The sequence below is a fragment of the Qipengyuania sp. L-5Y genome (genome assembly GCF_056859455.1).
Genome location: NZ_JBSXOM010000016.1, coordinates 40,561 through 56,724 on the forward strand (window position 1 = coordinate 40,561; position 16,164 = coordinate 56,724).

A 16,164-nucleotide genomic window follows, 5' to 3' on the forward strand; every position below is an offset into this window, starting at 1 on the left:
AAGAGCTGATCCGCCGCGCGGAAGAGGGGCTGGTCCAGCCGGTCGTCTATCGCGGAGCAATGGTCGGTATTCGCTGGAAACCCGACATTTCCGCGGCGTTGCGACTGATACGGAGGTCGGCGGGGGCGCCAATACGCAAAAGGGCGAGACCGTCGGTCCCGCCCTTCCACGAGTTCATAAAACAGCCCCGGTCGGTGTAAACCGGACGGCGTCGATGGACCTAGAGTTGGCCGAGCATATGTTCAGCGCTCGAAACCGAAAAGTCGCCGGGTTGTTCGACATTGAGCTGCGTCACGACGCCGTCGTCGACGACCATCGAATAGCGCTGCCCGCGTTTGCCCAAGCCGAAGCCGGAACCGTCCATGGTCAGTCCGACCGCTTCGGCGAAATCGCCATTGCCGTCGGCCAGCATGGTGATGTCGTTCGAACCGGAAGCATTATTCCATGCGCCCATGACGAAGGCATCGTTAACCGCTGTCGCAACGATCTCATCGACGCCCTTCGACTTCAGCTCGTCGGCCTTTTCGACATAGCCCGGCAGATGGCGCGCCGAGCAAGTTGGCGTGAATGCTCCGGGGACCGAGAAGAGGGCGACTTTCTTGCCCTTGAAATACTCAGCCGCATTGACCTGTTCAGGGCCGTTCTCGGTCGCTTTGACCAGGGTTACATCGGGCAGTTTGTCGCCCACTGAAATCGTCATGTTGGAAACTCCGTCTGTCCCATCCTTGGCGCGAGGTAGGACCGTGGCCCGTGCGGCGCAAGTTCTGCCGTATAGTAAATCGGCACTGCGCTGCGACGGGGGACGCAGCATTGCCCTCGCGGCGGCAAGTGGCTAGGGGCGGGGCCAACAGAACGACCGGGATTTTTCTTTGCGGTCGCCAATTTCAAAGCCGAGGATTTTTTCGTGACCGATTTTACCGATTACGTCGTCAAGGACATTGCACTGGCCGAATACGGCCGCGCCGAAATCGCCATTGCCGAAACCGAAATGCCGGGCCTCATGGCCCTGCGCGAAGAATATGCGCAGAAGCCGCTCAAGGGCGCGCGCATCACCGGCTCGCTGCACATGACCATCCAGACGGCCGTCCTGATCGAAACGCTCGTGGCGCTGGGCGCAGATGTGCGCTGGGCGACCTGCAACATCTATTCGACGCAGGATCACGCTGCCGCAGCCATTGCCGCACAGGACATTCCGGTCTTCGCGATCAAGGGTGAAAGCCTGGCGGATTACTGGGACTATGTCGGCAAGATCTTCGATTGGTCCACCGATGAAGACCAGGATCAGACTGCCAACATCATCCTCGACGATGGCGGCGATGCGACCATGTTCGCGCTGTGGGGTGCCCGCATCGAGGCAGGCGAGGAACTTCCCGAGCCGCAGAACGCCGAAGAAATCGAATTCCAGCGCGCGCTCAAAGCCTTCGTTGCCGCCAAGCCTGGCTACCTGACCAATTCGGTCAAGAACATCGTCGGCGTGTCGGAAGAAACGACTACGGGCGTTCACCGTCTCTATCACCTTGCCAAACAAGGCAAACTGCCATTCCCGGCCATCAATGTGAACGACAGCGTGACCAAGTCGAAGTTCGACAACCTTTATGGCTGCCGCGAATCGCTGGTTGATGCGATCCGCCGCGCCACCGACGTCATGCTTTCAGGCAAGGTTGCCTGCGTTGCTGGCTTCGGCGATGTCGGCAAGGGCTCGGCCCAGTCCCTCCGCAATGGCGGTGCACGTGTCCTCGTTACCGAAATCGATCCGATCTGCGCACTGCAGGCGGCGATGGACGGCTTCGAAGTCGTCACGATGGAAGAAGCGGTGAAGGTCGCCGACATCTTCTGCACGGCCACAGGCAACGAGCATGTGATCACCGCCGAACACATGAAGGCGATGAAGAACATGGCAATCGTGTGCAACATCGGCCACTTCGATAGCGAAATCCAGATTTCGGCGCTCGACAATTACGAGTGGAACGAACTCAAGCCGGGCACCGATCTCGTGAAGTTCCCCGACGGCAAGGAAATCATCGTCCTTGGCAAGGGTCGCCTCGTGAACCTCGCTTGCGCGACTGGCCACCCGAGCTTCGTGATGAGCTTCAGCTTCACCAATCAAACGCTGGCCCAGATCGAATTGTGGACCAAGGGCGAAGACTACAAGAACGACGTCTATGTGCTGCCCAAGCATCTCGACGAAAAGGTCGCCGCGCTCCACCTCGACAAGCTCGGTGTGAAGCTCACCCAGCTCAGCCAGAAGCAGGCGGATTACATCGGCGTCCCGGTCGAAGGGCCGTTCAAGCCGGAACATTACCGCTACTGATTGTCGCAACTGGCGGAAATACCGTCGCATGAACGCGCGCGGGGGCATTGCACTCCCGCGCGCGTCCGCATAGCTGGCGGGTAATGGATACTTCTCCCGCACTGCTGGCCATTATCGGCCTCCTGCTGGCCTTATGGACCGCAGGCGCCGTCTGGGTGATGTTGCGCGCGACCGGGCGCGAACAGAAATCCGTTGCCAGCCGCAAGGCGGCGCAGCGCCTTTCCCGCATGATCGAGGAAGGCCCCGCCATCCCGATGCTGGTGCGGGCCGATGGACGGATCGAGGCGCCGGACCGACTGGCTCGCTGGATCGGTCTCGAAAAGGTGCCCGATTACCTCAGCGAACTGGCAGGCGCGGACGGCCGCGGGTTGAGCGAAGATCAGGTCGAAGAACTCACCCGCTATGTCCGCCGTACCCAGAAAACGGCCCGCCCGTTTCGAATGGCCATCACCGTATCGCCGGGGTCGGGCAAGTCGCTCGCGATGCAGGGCACCCTGGCCGATTCGGCCGTGTCGCCCGGGGGCGCAGCCCTGATCTGGGTATTCGACTTCAGCGAGAGCGAAGCCGAGTTGACCCAGCTGCGCGAGGAAGCGGCGCGTGCCCGCGAAGATTTCGGCGCACTCGTGGGTCTGATCGAAGCTGCGCCTATGCCGATGTGGTTCCGCGGTGCGGACATGCATCTGCGCCTCGTGAACAAGGCCTATGTCGCTGCAGTCGGTGCCGAAAGCGCCGATCAGGTCGTCGCCGACCAGATCGATCTCGTTGAAACGGTCAACGGGCGTACCGCAGCGCAAGTCGCGCAGCAGGCAGCCGATCGCCGGCAACCTATCGAACGGATCGTGAGCGCCACGATTGACAGGGCGCGTCGCACAATGCGCGTCACCGATCTTCCACTCGTCGGCGAAGGCATTGCCGGCTACGCGGTCGATATCGAGGAAATGGAAGAGCAGGCACGCGAATTTCGCGCCTTCCGCGAAGCCCAGCGCTCGATGCTCGACCAGCTTTCCATTGGCGTGGCCCAATTCGATTCGGCGCATCGCATGACATTTGCGAACCAGCCGTTTCACCGCGTGTTTTCTCTGCCGCCCGGTGTGGTGAATGACCGGACGACATTCCAGCACATGCTGCTGATCGCCCGCGAGAATGGCCGCATCCCCGAAGTGCGCGATTTTCCGGCTTGGCGAAACGAACTCGCCGAATGGTTCCAGCACGACGAGCCGCACGAAGAAGCCTGGTCGCTATCCGACAGCACTCATCTTCGGATCGTCGCCCAGCCGCTGCCGGATGGCGGTCTCGTGATGATTGCCGAAGACCGGACGGAGCAGCTGGCCCTGTCGGCAACGCGCGATACGTTGCTGCGCACCAGAACCGCCACCTTCGACAGCCTGTTCGAAGCGCTCGCGGTTTTCGCTCCGGACGGACATCTGGAATTGTGGAACCGCGGGTTCCCCGGCGCCTGGGGTATCGATCCGGAAGCCTTGGATGGCCATCCACAAGCCGAAGACCTGTTGAATGCGGTCGCCAAGAATCTGTCCGACCCATCGGCTATTTCGCGCATCAACCAGGTGATCCGCGCCGCAACGCTGGATCGCAAGAAGAGCGATGGCCGGGTCGAACTGGCCGATGGGCGAACGCTCGATTTTACCGGTGTACCGCTTCCCGACGGCAATGGCATGCTCACTGTCCTCGATGTCACCGCCTCGCGTCAGGCCGAAGAGGCCCTGCGCGAACGCAACCGTGCGCTCGAAGAGGCAGATGCAGTGATGACCCGCTTCCTCGCCAATATGAGCTATGAATTCCGCACACCGCTGACGTCGATCGGTGGATTTGCCGAATTGCTGACAAGTGGCATCGCGGGAGATCTGACCCCGACGGCGAAGGAATATGCGCAAGCGATCTCGCTTTCCGTCGGCAAACTCACCGAACAGGTGGAGAATGTCCTCGACCTGTCTCAGTCAGAAGCGGGCTTGATGCCGTTGCGCAAGACCAAGCTCGAACTGATGCCCTTTGTCACTCAGATCGTGCGCAAGCAGGAAGACCGGATCCTCGAAGGCGGATTGACGCTCGACCTGCGGGGCGACCCCGGCAAGACGATCACTGCGGATCCGCAACAATTGCGCCGGGCCATCTCCCAGCTTCTCGACAATGCGATCAACGGGACACCGCGCGGCGGTCGTATCCTCATCGATATCGGCCGCAAGCGCGGCGAGACCAAGATCGTTATTTCCGATAACGGCCGCGGGATGAGCCAGCACGAACTTGCCCGCGCGCTGGAGGGCATCCGCATGTCGGCGGATGGAAAGGGTATCGAGCGCCGGCATGGGCTCGGAATTCCACTCGCTCGCCAGCTGGTCGAAGCGCACGGCGGAACGCTGGAAATCCACAGCCGGAAGAACGGCGGCACAACCGCCTCGATCACGCTCCCATGACCGTCCAGCTACCAGACTTGGCGGCAATGGAGGCTCTCGGGAGAAAAATTGCCGGGAAGATCGAGCCTGGTGATGTCGTGGCCTTGTCAGGCACGCTTGGCACGGGAAAGACAACGCTTGCCCGCGCCATCATTGCTGCGCTCGGCTATGAAGGCGAAGTGCCGTCACCCACTTACACCATCATCGAAACCTATGATGGACTGCGCGTCCCGCTCGTTCACGCCGATTTCTACCGATTGAACCATCCGTCGGAAATCGAAGAACTCGGCCTCGACGATTATCGCGACGGAGCAGTGTTGATTGCCGAATGGCCGGACCACGCCGGTGGGTTTGCGCATGAGGCAGGATGCCTTTCTATCACGCTCGAAAAAGTGGGTGAGGGGCGCGAAGCCGTTGTAACGTCCGGCGCATCTTGGCAAAGCCGCTGGCCATGAGTGACGCTCTGCCTGAAGGCATCCATAACTTCCTTGGCAACTCCGAGTGGGAAGGGGCAGAGATTGCCCCGCTTGTCGGAGATGCCAGCTTTCGCCGTTATTTTCGCCTACGCATGGGCGGCAGGACCGCAATGCTGATGCATGCTCCGCCACCGCACGAAGATCCAAAGCCCTTTCTCCAGGTGGCGCACTGGCTCGAGGCGAATGGTATGCGCGCGCCGCATATTCTTGCGGAGAGCGCGCCCGAAGGATGGGTGCTGACCGAGGATTTCGGCGATCAGCGAATGCGCGAGTGGATCGATGAGCATCCAAAGGATGAACGTGACATCTACGCGAAAGCCATCGAAACCCTTGCCCAGTTGCATCGCCTGCCTCCCGGACCGTTCCCGCCATACGATATGGCGGTATATCAGCGGGAGGTTAACCTGTTCGTCGAATGGTACTGTCCGGCCATGGGGCTGGTCGTCGATGCGCCGAGCTGGGCCGCAGCGTGGGAGGAAGCACTCGCCCCCTTGATGAAGCGCCAGAACCCCGGCGTTACGGTTTTGCGCGACTATCATGCGGAAAACATCATGCTGCTCGAGCCAGAGGAACTGGCAGGCGAACAGGGGCTGATCGATTTCCAGGATGCGCTGGTCGGGCACCCGGCCTACGATCTCGTCAGCTTGCTGCAGGATGCCCGGCGTGACGTTTCTCTGGCGCTCGAGGAAGAAATGCTCGGTCGCTATCGCGCAGCAGCCGATCCGGGGGAGCATTTCGAAGCGGATTACGCACGCCTCGGGGCTCAAAGGAATGCCAAGATCGTCGGCATTTTCACACGGCTGTGGAAGCGTGACGGCAAGGCCCGGTACGTCGCCATGATTCCCCGCGTGTGGGAGGCAATGGAGCGCGATCTGGCACATGATGCAATGGCGCCGGTGGCCGAATGGTTCGCCCGCAACGTACCGCAGGAAATCCGTGATACGTTCGGCGGGGAAATCCAGTGACGGCATTGGTCACCGACACGGCGATGTTGATGGCCGCGGGTCTCGGCAAGCGGATGCGCCCGTTGACCGCATCCACGCCCAAGCCCTTGGTCCGGGTCGCCGGAAGACCGCTGATCGACCGGGCGCTTGACCGGTTGGAAGAAGCCGGCGTTTCGCGCGCTGTGGTCAATGTCCACTACCTTGCCGATGCCATCGAAGCGCATATTGCGTCGCGCAAAGCGCCGAGCATCACCTTTTCCGATGAACGCGATGCACTGCTCGAAACCGGCGGCGGCATGGTGAAAGCGTGCGATGCGGGAATGCTTCCCGACCCTTTCTTCGCCTGCAACGCGGACAGCATCTGGCTGGATGGGCCGCGCAATGCCTTCGCCGATCTCTCCACTGCCTGGGATCCGGAGCGCATGGATGCGCTTCTGCTCGTCGTCACGCATGCAAGGGCGCATAACTTTGACGGAACGGGCGATTTCTACATGGATGGTGCAGGGCGGCTCAAGCGCAAGCTGCCCGGCCGCATTGCGCCCTTCATCTATACGGGCATCCAGCTCGTTTCGCATCGCCTGTTGCGCGATGCACCAGACGGCAAGTTCTCGACCAATGTTCTGTGGAACAGAGCCATCGAAGAGGGCCGCCTCTATGGCCTGGCATTCACTGGCCACTGGTATGAAGTCGGCACCCCAAACCATATTCGCCCAACGGAAGATGCATTGACCGGTGGCTGAGCGGGTTCGGCCCAAGGTCTATTCGATTGCCGCCCACCGCGGCTTCGCCGATGCACTTGTTGCAGGACTCGTGCCTCGATACTCTGAACCGGAATTCGGCCTCGCACGCCTGACGCTCTTGCTGCCGAGCAGCCGCGCGCGCCGCACCGTTTCCGAAGCCTTCATCCGTCACGCGGGAGAGCAGGGCAATCCGGGTTTGTTGATGCCGCGCATGGCGGTTGTCGGCGACCTGGATCTCGATGAAGCGTTGGGACCGCTGCTCGATCCGCTCGGTGCGGACATTCCAGCGGCCATTGATCCACAGCGTCGCCTGTTCGCCTTGGCGGACCTGATCGCCGGGACCATGGGGGAAAACGCCCCCACAGGCGCCACTTTGCTTCGTCTCGCAAGAGAAACCGGCGCAACGATGGACAGGCTTCTGGTCGAAGGAATTGGTCCGGAAGAGCTTGTCGGCGATGCAGTGCTTGACCTCTTCGGATCTTTGTCCGGCCATTGGCAGGACAGCCTGCGTGTGTTTGCGACTGTACAGGCGAAATGGCTTGGCCGCCTGCAGGAATGGAACAGGCTGGATGCGGCTGCGCGCCGGAATCGACTGTTCGACTTCGCAGCCGAAAGCTGGAAAAGATCGCCTCCCGGCACGCCCATGGTGGCAGCTGGTGTGACGAGCGCGGCACCTTCGCTGGCGCGGCTGCTGCGCGTTGTCGCCGATCTGGACGAAGGGGCAGTCATTCTGCCCGATTTCGATCTCACGATGCCAACCGATGTGTGGGACGAGCTGGGCCGCGCAGGCGCCGCGCCCGAACCGGGAGACACTCCATTCGCGCGCGATGATGCGGTTTCGCACCCACAATACCATTTGAAGCTGTTGCTCAACCGGATGGGCGTGGCTCGGGAAGAGGTCCAACCTTGGCACCGCAAAGGTCTGGCTGCGTCTCCGCCGGAACGCAGTCATGCCATCGGCTCGCTCTTCCTTCCTGCCGAGGCCAGCAAGACCTGGATCGAGCTACCCGCGGAAAAGCGCCGTTTGGCAGGCGTGCGGATTATGCAGGCTGCAACGCCCGAAGAAGAAGCGCAGGCTGTCGCATTGCTCGTGCGCGAAGCGCTGGATCATCCGGAAAAGCGCGTGGCCGTCGTCACGCCAGATCGGCCGCTTGCTCGGCGAGTCGTCCATCACCTCGCCCGCTGGAATATCCTTGCAGACGATTCTGCCGGACGCCCGCTTGCGCAAACTGCAGCAGGCCGTGCATTTCTCCTCACTGCCGAGGTCATGGCCGGAAATGCCAAAGCGGTGCCCTTGATGGCTCTGCTTGGTCACCCACTTGCCGATGGCGGGATGGAACGCGGAACATGGCTACGACACCTTCGGACAGTCGAGCGCGAACTGCGCGGTCCGAGGCTGGAAACCGGTCTTCGGCCAATCCGTGATGTCGTGGAAAAGTTCGTGCTCACCCATAAGCAGGTGGGGGATTGGTGGCAGCTAACCGAAGCGGCGATCGCTCCCCTCCTGCAATACCATCCGGACCAGACCGCACGATTGAGCGATCTGATCGATACGATCGCCATGGCTGCCGAGAATTTGTGCGGCGAGAAACTCTGGGCGAAGGAAGATGGCCGGAGTCTAGCGCAGTTCGTCGAGGATTTTCGTCTCCACGCCCGGGAGGCGCAATTCGAAATTCGTCCTCGCGACGTCGCTCGCGTGCTGGTGGATGCAATGGAACCGGTGGCCGTTCGCCCGCCTTATGGCGGTCATGCGCGGGTACAGGTGCTCGGATTGCTCGAAGCGCGCATGAACCGTGCGGATATCGTGATCTGCGCAGGTCTTAACGAAGGTGTATGGCCGGGGCGTGGCAGCGTGGACGCGCTTCTGGCGCCGCCGGTATTGCGGGCACTGGGTGTTCCCGGTGCGGATTTCCGTATCGGCCTTTCGGCGCACGATCTCGCCGGTGCGCTTGGTGCTCCTGAAGTTGTGCTCAGCCGTTCGGCGCGGGATGAAAGCGGGCCGACGATACCTTCGCGGTTTATTCTGCGCGTTCAGGCGTTGCTTGGCGATCTGCTGCCGAAACATACCGACACACGCGCCATCGATCTGGCCCGGGCCATGGTCCGCACGCCCGAAGCGCCAGTATATCCGCGGCCTCGTCCAATGCCGAATGCGGATCAGCGGCTGGTCGATATTTCGGCGACTGCGCTCGATCGGCTGCGCGGTGATCCGTACCAGTTTTTCGCGGGCAAGATCATGCAGTTGCAAGCGCTCGACGCGCTGGACGCGTCGCCGAGCCCCGCATGGCAGGGTGAGGTCGCGCATCAGATCCTTGAGGAATGGCACAGGGCCGATCCCAAACCGCCAATCGTCGAGATAATGAAGCGAGTGTTCGAGGAGCGAAACGTCCACCCGCTTATGCGCGGTCTGTGGCAACCACGCCTAGAACGCGCTCTCAAATGGGTGGAACATGAAGTCGCTGGTTACGGCGATCGCGAGGTTGTCGCTGTCGAAGCGTGGGGCGAAATGCATGTCGACGGTGTGCGAATTCACGGAAAGATCGACCGGCTTGACCGGTATGCCGATGGGACGCTGGCTATCGTCGATTACAAGACCGGCTCGCCGCCGTCGTCGAAGATGGTCGAACAGGGATACGCCCTGCAGCTCGGACTGCTCGGAATGATGGCGGAGCGGGATGGCTTCAAGGCGGCATCGGGCGAAGCGACCGGGTTCGAATACTGGTCGCTCGCCAAGTCCAAGACCGATGGCAACCCGTTTGGCTTCGGATACGTAGAGACACCGCTCAAGGTCGGAAGCAAAAGGAGCGGCCTGCCACCGGAAGATTTCCTGCCGACAACCGCAGCCTATCTGGATGGTGCGATTGCGGCCTGGATCAAGGGCGATGAGCCCTTCACCGCGCGGCTCAATCCCGATTATCCGGGTTACGATACCTATGACCAGCTCATGCGGCTGGACGAGTGGCTCCCACATATGGACGTGGAAGGGGAAGAGGCGTGAGCGGCCAGGTTTATCCGCTCGTCGGTCATCAGCGCGACGCGGTCGATCCGCGGGAGAGTGTTTGGCTCTCCGCAAGTGCAGGTACAGGCAAGACGCAGGTGCTCTCTGCGCGGGTCCTTCGCCTGTTGCTCGAACCGGGCGCTGATCCTTCGCAAATCCTGTGTCTGACCTTCACCAAGGCGGGGGCTGCCGAAATGGCTGTTCGCGTCAATGAAGTCCTCGCGCGGTGGGTTCGCCTGCCGGATGAAGTGCTGGCCGAGGAACTGGCCAATCTGGGCTCGCCGACCGATCCGGAAACCCGTTCCCGGGCGCGGTCGCTGTTTGCACGGGTTCTCGACTGTCCCGGTGGCGGGCTGAGGATCGATACCATCCATGCCTTCGCCCAGTATCTGCTCGCAGCGTTTCCCAATGAAGCGCAAATCCTGCCCGGCAGCCAGCCGATGGAAGATCGTGACCGGGACCTCTTGAGCCTCGATGTTCTTGCTGAACTCCTCGAAAGCGGCGAACCGATCGTGCGCGAGGCGGTGGCAGAGATGAGCCGCCGCAAGGGGACGGATGCCGTACGCGGCTGGCTGATGAAATGCGCCGGGTATCTCGACACATGGTACCAGCCCGACTGGCAGGGCGATCTCACTGCGCCGGTGCGCCGGCTGCTAGACATTCCATTCGATGCTGGAGCAGATTGGGTCGCTGAAGCCTGCACCGACGGTGAGTTTCCTGTCAGCGCTCTTCTAGCTTGCAGTCGCATCAACGCGGAGTGGAATACCGCCACTGGCCTGAAGAGCGCCGATTTCGCCGCGGGATGGCTGGCCGCGAGTCCCGCTGCCCGTCTTGCCGAACTTGATGGCTTCTTCGGCACTTTGCTTACGCAGAAAGGCGAGCCGAAGAGCATGGCCAATCTCGAAAAGATCAATCCCGCGTATGGCGGATATATAGCCGATGTCGTGGACGGTATCTCCTCAGTCACGCAGCGTCGTGCGCTGCTTGACCTTGCCGATTTTCTCGTACCCCAGCTCACGGCTGGCCGCGCATTTGCTTTCGAGTGGGAGGCGGCCAAGGCGCGTGAAGGACTTGTCGATTTCGACGATCTTATTGCCCGTGCCGCCAACCTGCTTTCTAACACGGCAATGGCTGACTGGATCCGCTACAAGCTGGATCGCAGTTTCGACCATATCCTCGTCGATGAAGCGCAAGATACCAATCGGGCGCAGTGGCAGATCATAGAGGCTTTGACCGACGATTTCTTCAGCGGCGAGGGCGCGCGGGGGAATGCAGTGCGCACGATTTTCACCGTCGGCGATTTCAAGCAGGCAATCTTCGGCTTCCAGGGCACCAGCCCGAAGAATTTCAGGGACGCCCGGGATCGTTTCGCCGAAAGCATGCGGAAAACAGCGGATGCGGCTGCCGACCTGCGAGGGGGGCCGTATCCGCGCTATCTGCGGGAATACGGGCTCGGTCAAAGCTTCCGTACCGCGGACAATGTTCTCGATTTCGTCGACAGTGCCATTGCCGCGATCGGCAGCGAAGGACTGGGTCTCGATAGAGACGCAGAAGAGCACGAAGGTCAATCCCGTCCCGGCATGGTGACCCTCTGGAACCTGATCCACGCCGATAGCGGCATGGAAGAAGGCGAGGGCGACGAAGGCTGGTTGGGACGTCACGATCGTAAATTGGCCGACCGTATAGCGCAGCAGGTTCGGCACTGGATGGATTCGGGCTTTCCCTTGGTGAAAGATCGACGCAAGGATGGTGCACCTCGGCGGGCTGGTCCGGGGGATGTCATGGTACTCGTGCGCAAACGGCGCGATCTGGCTTCGCTCATAGTAGCGCGTCTTCACCGCCGCGGCGTACCCGTCGCAGGCGTGGACAGATTGCGATTGGGAAATCCGCTCGCCGTCAAGGATCTGATGGCAGCCATCCGGTTTGCGGCACAGCCGCTTGACGACCTGACACTCGCATGTGTGCTCGTATCCCCGCTGATCGGCTGGTCTCAGGAAGAACTGCTCGAGTACGGCTATCGCGCGAAGAATGTCCGCCTGTGGGAACATCTGCGTAAAAGCGAAGCGCCTCGCGTCGGAGAAACCATGGCAATCCTGCGCGAGATTCTTCGCCGGGCGGATTTCGACACTCCGCAGCAATTGCTTCACTGGATCTTGATCGGCCCGATGGATGGGCGCCGGAAGCTTGTCGCGCGGCTGGGGCGTGAAGCGAACGATCCGATCGATGAATTGCTCAATGCGGCCAACGCCTACGCTGCAAGTCATATCGCGAGCCTGCAGGGCTTTATCCAATGGTTCGACGCTGGCGAGGGCGAAATCAAGCGAGACGCAGGCGAGGGCGGCGATCAGGTTCGCGTCATGACGGTGCATGGTTCGAAAGGGCTCCAGGCCCCCATCGTTGTACTCGCCGATGCGGCAATAGGCCCGGACGGCGCGCGCGATTTCGAATTGGAGGAAACGCCGCTGGGACACGTCGAGCCGCGGCGTATTCCCTTGCCGGGGTTGACCAAGGACCAGAAAGTCGGCCGGTTGCAAGTCGCGGAAGAGCGCGCTGCTGCCACCGAAATGGAAGAACACTGGCGTCTGCTTTACGTGGCAATGACGAGGGCGGAGGAAGCGCTATTCATCGGAGGTTCGCTCGGTCCCCGCGACGTGAAGCGTGGCCAGGCGCACGAAGATAGCTGGTACGCACGACTGAAGCCTCTCTTCGGCAATGAGCCGCTAGCCGATGATCTGTGGGGTTCGCGTTGGGAATGGGGCGAACTGACCAACGAGGCCCCGATCGAAAGCGTATCGGCAGCAGAGCCCGTCACCGCACTTCCTGCATGGGCAGTAAGTCCAGTCGGGCCGGAACCGCGTCCGCCCCGGCCACTTGCCCCGTCGGGTCTTGGTGAGGTGGAGGGAAGCGATCCGCCCCTGCCGCCAACACATGCAGCCGACGCCGCCCGCAGGGGCACGTTGATCCACGCGCTTCTCGAACGATTGCCGCTAGTGGACGAAGGCGATCGCAAGGCGCGCGGATTATCTTGGCTCGCTCGGCAAACGTCCGATCTCGATGAGCATGAACGTGCGGACATTCTCGACCGGGCACTGACCGTATTGGGAGATCCGCAGTTTGCACCGGTCTTCGGGCCGCAGGCTCTTGCCGAAATCCCGCTTGCTGCCGAAGTGAATGGGCAGGTGGTGATGGGGACCGCCGACCGGCTCCTCGTCACCCCCGAAAAGGTCACGGTCGTCGACTTCAAAACGGCGAGGCGTCCGCCCCTATCGGTCGATGCCATTCCCGACAGCACGATGAAGCAGATGGCTGCATATGCAGCGGCGCTGGAGGTGATATACCCCGGCCGCCAGATCGAGGCCGCCGTTCTCTATACCCAGACACCGCAGCTCTTCGCCTTGCCCGGCGAAAGACTTGCCGCTTACAAGAGCGCGTTTGCGGCTCCGCAGGAAAGTTTTGTGCTGCCGCCAGTTGAGTAAATACATGCGCAGCCCACATTGGGTGCCGACGAAATACAGGAGATTTCCAATGGCCACCACCGCCGTTACCGACGCCAGTTTCAAGTCGGACGTCCTAGAAAGCGAAAAGCCCGTGCTCGTGGACTTCTGGGCCGACTGGTGCGGACCGTGCAAGATGATCGCACCTGCCCTCGAAGAACTGAGCGAAGAACTGGGCGACAAGGTGACGATCGCGAAGATGGACATCATGGAAAATCCCGATGTTCCGGGTTCCATGGGCGTGCAGTCAATCCCTTATCTCGTATTGTTCAAGAATGGCGAGCCGGCTGCCCAGATGCGCGGTGCCGCCCCGAAAGGCCAGCTAAAGCAATGGCTTGAGGGCGAACTTTAGTCCAATCTAGAATATAGTTCGGCCAGCTCGTCCCACAGGGTCGGGCTTGCTGCACCCAGCAGGCCCGTTCGGCCCACCTCGTCCACGCGATAGGGTGAGCCGTCGGGCCTTGCCGCTTTTCCGCCAGCTTCGTTCAGCCACAGAACGCCGGCAGCGTGATCCCAGGCAAGCGTGCGCTCGAAGATCGATACGTCGTTCACGCCCAGCGCGAGACGAGGATACTGCTCCGCCGCGCAATAGGGAATGTCGACCAGATCGTACATCGGGGCGATGTGCCGCCTGGTCGCATCCCGCCGCGCATCGTCCATGAAAACAAGCGAAATGGCAGCTACCGGCGGGGTCTGGCCCGTCGGACGAGCAACAACCGTTTCGCCATTCACGCTGGCACCTTTGCCCGCGTGCGCAACGCAGAAGCGGCCCGTGAGGCAGTCGAAGATCCAGCCCGACCGGGCCACGCCCCCTTCTGCGCGGGCGATGATGATGCCGAAGGGCGGTTTGCCCGCGGCGAAATTGCGTGTGCCGTCAATCGGATCGACGATCCAGCATGGCCGATCGAGCCGATCGAGTATCGACGGGTCCGCATGCGCCGTCTCTTCGCCCACGAATGCGAGAGTTCCGTCGATAGCGGATAGCCCTTCGCGAAGCAGCGCTTCGCTATCCTTGTCCGCGATCGTAACGGGGTCGTTGCCGCCCTTGTCTTCCACATCGCCGGTCGCAAGGTTCTGGTAACGCGGCAGGATCGCCTGCTCCGTCACGCGTTGCATCAAGGCAAGGATCGCCTCGTCCAGCGCCCGATCTTCGGAGGTGAGCGGAAGAGTCACGAACGATAATCCGCGTTTATCGAGATATATCCGTGCGTCAGGTCGCAGGTCCAGACGGTTGCGCGGCCATCGCCCACGCCGAGATCGACATCGATGCGAATATCCTGACCCTCGAGATGCCTGGCAACCGGTGTTTCGTCATAGTCTGCGAGCGGCTGGCCGTCCTTCGCTGCCCAAGTGCCGCCAAAGCCGATCGAAAGCCTGTCGCGATCGGCAGGCTCACCAGCCTTGCCGACGGCCATAACGACCCGGCCCCAGTTCGCGTCACCCCCCGCAATGGCGGTCTTCACCAGCGGCGAGTTCGCTATGGCGAGGCCGACATGGCGAGCGCTTGCGGCGTCGGCAGCGCCGGTCACCGCTATCTCGATGAACTTTTGTGCACCTTCTCCGTCGCGCACAACCAGATGCGCCAAATCGCGGCAGATACCGAGAAGGGCGGCGTAAAACGCATCCGCCCCATCGTCATCCCAGGACGAGAGTGCCGAATTGCCAGCCTTTCCGGTGGCAAACAGGAGAACCGTGTCGCTGGTGGAGGTATCGCCATCGACGGTGATGCAGGAGAACGTTGCCTCATTTGCCTTGGACAACATTTCCTGAAGAAAAGCCGGATCGACAGCGGCGTCCGTGAAGACATAGCCGAGCATCGTCGCCATGTCCGGCGCGATCATGCCGCTGCCCTTGATGAAGCCGGCGAGCTCCACGCGGTTTTCGGCGAGCATGGCGGAAGCGGAGGCTCCCTTGGTGAACGTATCGGTCGTGCCAATGGCGCTGGCCGCATCTTCCCAGCCGCATGGCGCTGCAACCAGTGCCGCTTTGATCCCTGCCTGGGCTTTGTCCTTGGGCAGGGGCACACCGATCACGCCGGTGGACGACACGAACACCTCGCTCGGATCGCAATCGAGTGCAGAGGCGACCTGCGCCATGATCTGTTCCACCGCCTCGCGTCCGCGATATCCGGTGAAGGCGTTGGAATTGCCGGCGTTGACTATGAGCGCCCGGGCCCGGCCCAGCCTTGCTTGTTCCCGACCGAGCTCAACCTCGCTAGAAGCGCAGGCGCTGCGCGTGAAGACCCCCGCCACGGCAGTGCCGGGGCAAAGCTCGACATAGGTCAGGTCGCACCTGTCCCACGCCTTGTATCGCGCGCGGGCGATACGCAGCGTTACACCGTCGATCTGCGGCATGTCGGGGAAAGGGCGGGCGAGGGGAGAGCGTTCGAGATCCATGAACCATGCCGAATAGGCGCAGAGGCGCGTCGGGTAAACGGTCAACCGGGGTGGACGTGCGCGGCGACACGCCCTATCTGAACGATGCAATGCTTCGTCGCCTGATTACCCTGCTTGCGATCCTGTCCGGCCTTACTGCTGCCGGCGCGCCTGCGCATGCGGTTGTTTACGATGCGGCATCCGGGGTCGAACTGGCGGCCAAGGCGGAAAAAACCTGCAAAGGCGATGCCTGCAGGTGCGCCGATGCCGATCGCCAGACCTTCGATCTGCCCCGGGAAAAGAAGCCCAGCAAGCCGGCGACCGTCATCACGGTTTTCATTCCGACTGTGCAAATGGGTATCGACCGCGCCTGCGAATAGGCTGCCGGTTCAGTTCCAGATTTCCGTTCGGCACGAGC

The 16,164-nt window shown here is 61.7% G+C and carries 12 protein-coding genes; 9 read left to right on the forward strand and 3 right to left on the reverse strand.

The features are described 5' to 3' along the window. Positions 1–220: 220 nt before the first annotated feature. On the reverse strand, positions 221–700 hold the full coding sequence (locus AC13F2_RS01490; RefSeq protein WP_103023304.1) for a peroxiredoxin: 480 nt from the start codon (positions 698–700) through the stop codon (positions 221–223). A 204-nt stretch (positions 701–904) separates the two neighbouring features. Here AC13F2_RS01490 and ahcY point away from each other — a divergent pair, with 204 nt between their 5' ends. The 8 genes from ahcY to trxA all read left to right on the forward strand — a co-directional run bounded on the left by ahcY (position 905) and on the right by trxA (position 13,723). Beyond that, positions 905–2,311: an adenosylhomocysteinase gene (gene ahcY, locus AC13F2_RS01495; protein WP_196846323.1), complete on the forward strand. Its 1,407-nt coding sequence runs from the start codon at positions 905–907 to the stop codon at positions 2,309–2,311. A gap of 83 nt (positions 2,312–2,394) precedes the next feature. Further along, positions 2,395–4,740 carry a sensor histidine kinase gene (locus AC13F2_RS01500; RefSeq protein ID WP_221597537.1) on the forward strand — a complete coding sequence of 782 codons (2,346 nt, stop codon included), beginning with the start codon at positions 2,395–2,397 and terminating at the stop codon, positions 4,738–4,740. Further along, the gene (gene tsaE / locus AC13F2_RS01505) at positions 4,737–5,174 is read left to right on the forward strand and encodes a tRNA (adenosine(37)-N6)-threonylcarbamoyltransferase complex ATPase subunit type 1 TsaE (protein ID WP_482964948.1); all 438 of its coding nucleotides are present in this window, start codon (positions 4,737–4,739) and stop codon (positions 5,172–5,174) included. The genes AC13F2_RS01500 and tsaE overlap by 4 nt, the downstream gene beginning before the upstream one ends. Further along, a complete protein-coding gene (locus tag AC13F2_RS01510) occupies positions 5,171–6,160 on the forward strand; it encodes an aminoglycoside phosphotransferase family protein (protein ID WP_482964949.1) in 990 nt (329 codons plus the stop codon). Before tsaE ends, AC13F2_RS01510 begins: the two co-directional genes overlap by 4 nt. Beyond that, a complete protein-coding gene (locus AC13F2_RS01515; RefSeq protein ID WP_222827316.1) occupies positions 6,157–6,879 on the forward strand; it encodes a nucleotidyltransferase family protein in 723 nt (240 codons plus the stop codon). Before AC13F2_RS01510 ends, AC13F2_RS01515 begins: the two co-directional genes overlap by 4 nt. Beyond that, positions 6,872–9,877, forward strand: coding sequence for a double-strand break repair protein AddB (addB, locus tag AC13F2_RS01520; protein ID WP_482964950.1), 3,006 nt, complete (start codon positions 6,872–6,874; stop codon positions 9,875–9,877). The genes AC13F2_RS01515 and addB overlap by 8 nt, the downstream gene beginning before the upstream one ends. Further along, on the forward strand, positions 9,874–13,353 hold the full coding sequence (addA, locus tag AC13F2_RS01525) for a double-strand break repair helicase AddA (RefSeq protein WP_482964951.1): 3,480 nt from the start codon (positions 9,874–9,876) through the stop codon (positions 13,351–13,353). The genes addB and addA overlap by 4 nt, the downstream gene beginning before the upstream one ends. 49 nt (positions 13,354–13,402) lie before the next feature. Further along, positions 13,403–13,723, forward strand: coding sequence for a thioredoxin (gene trxA, locus AC13F2_RS01530; protein ID WP_103023311.1), 321 nt, complete (start codon positions 13,403–13,405; stop codon positions 13,721–13,723). Here the strand turns inward: trxA and AC13F2_RS01535 are convergent. Both AC13F2_RS01535 and argJ read right to left on the reverse strand, forming a co-directional pair. Beyond that, positions 13,720–14,487 carry an inositol monophosphatase family protein gene (locus AC13F2_RS01535; protein ID WP_196848106.1) on the reverse strand — a complete coding sequence of 256 codons (768 nt, stop codon included), beginning with the start codon at positions 14,485–14,487 and terminating at the stop codon, positions 13,720–13,722. The two genes, trxA and AC13F2_RS01535, sit on opposite strands and share 4 nt — an antisense overlap. A 53-nt stretch (positions 14,488–14,540) precedes the next feature. Continuing rightward, on the reverse strand, positions 14,541–15,767 hold the full coding sequence (gene argJ, locus AC13F2_RS01540) for a bifunctional glutamate N-acetyltransferase/amino-acid acetyltransferase ArgJ (protein WP_482964952.1): 1,227 nt from the start codon (positions 15,765–15,767) through the stop codon (positions 14,541–14,543). Between the two features lie 5 nt (positions 15,768–15,772). On the opposite strand from argJ, the gene AC13F2_RS01545 reads away from it, so the two are divergent. Beyond that, positions 15,773–16,126 (forward strand): hypothetical protein, encoded by a 354-nt coding sequence (locus AC13F2_RS01545; protein ID WP_146029813.1) that lies wholly within the window; start codon positions 15,773–15,775, stop codon positions 16,124–16,126. Positions 16,127–16,164 lie beyond the last annotated feature (38 nt).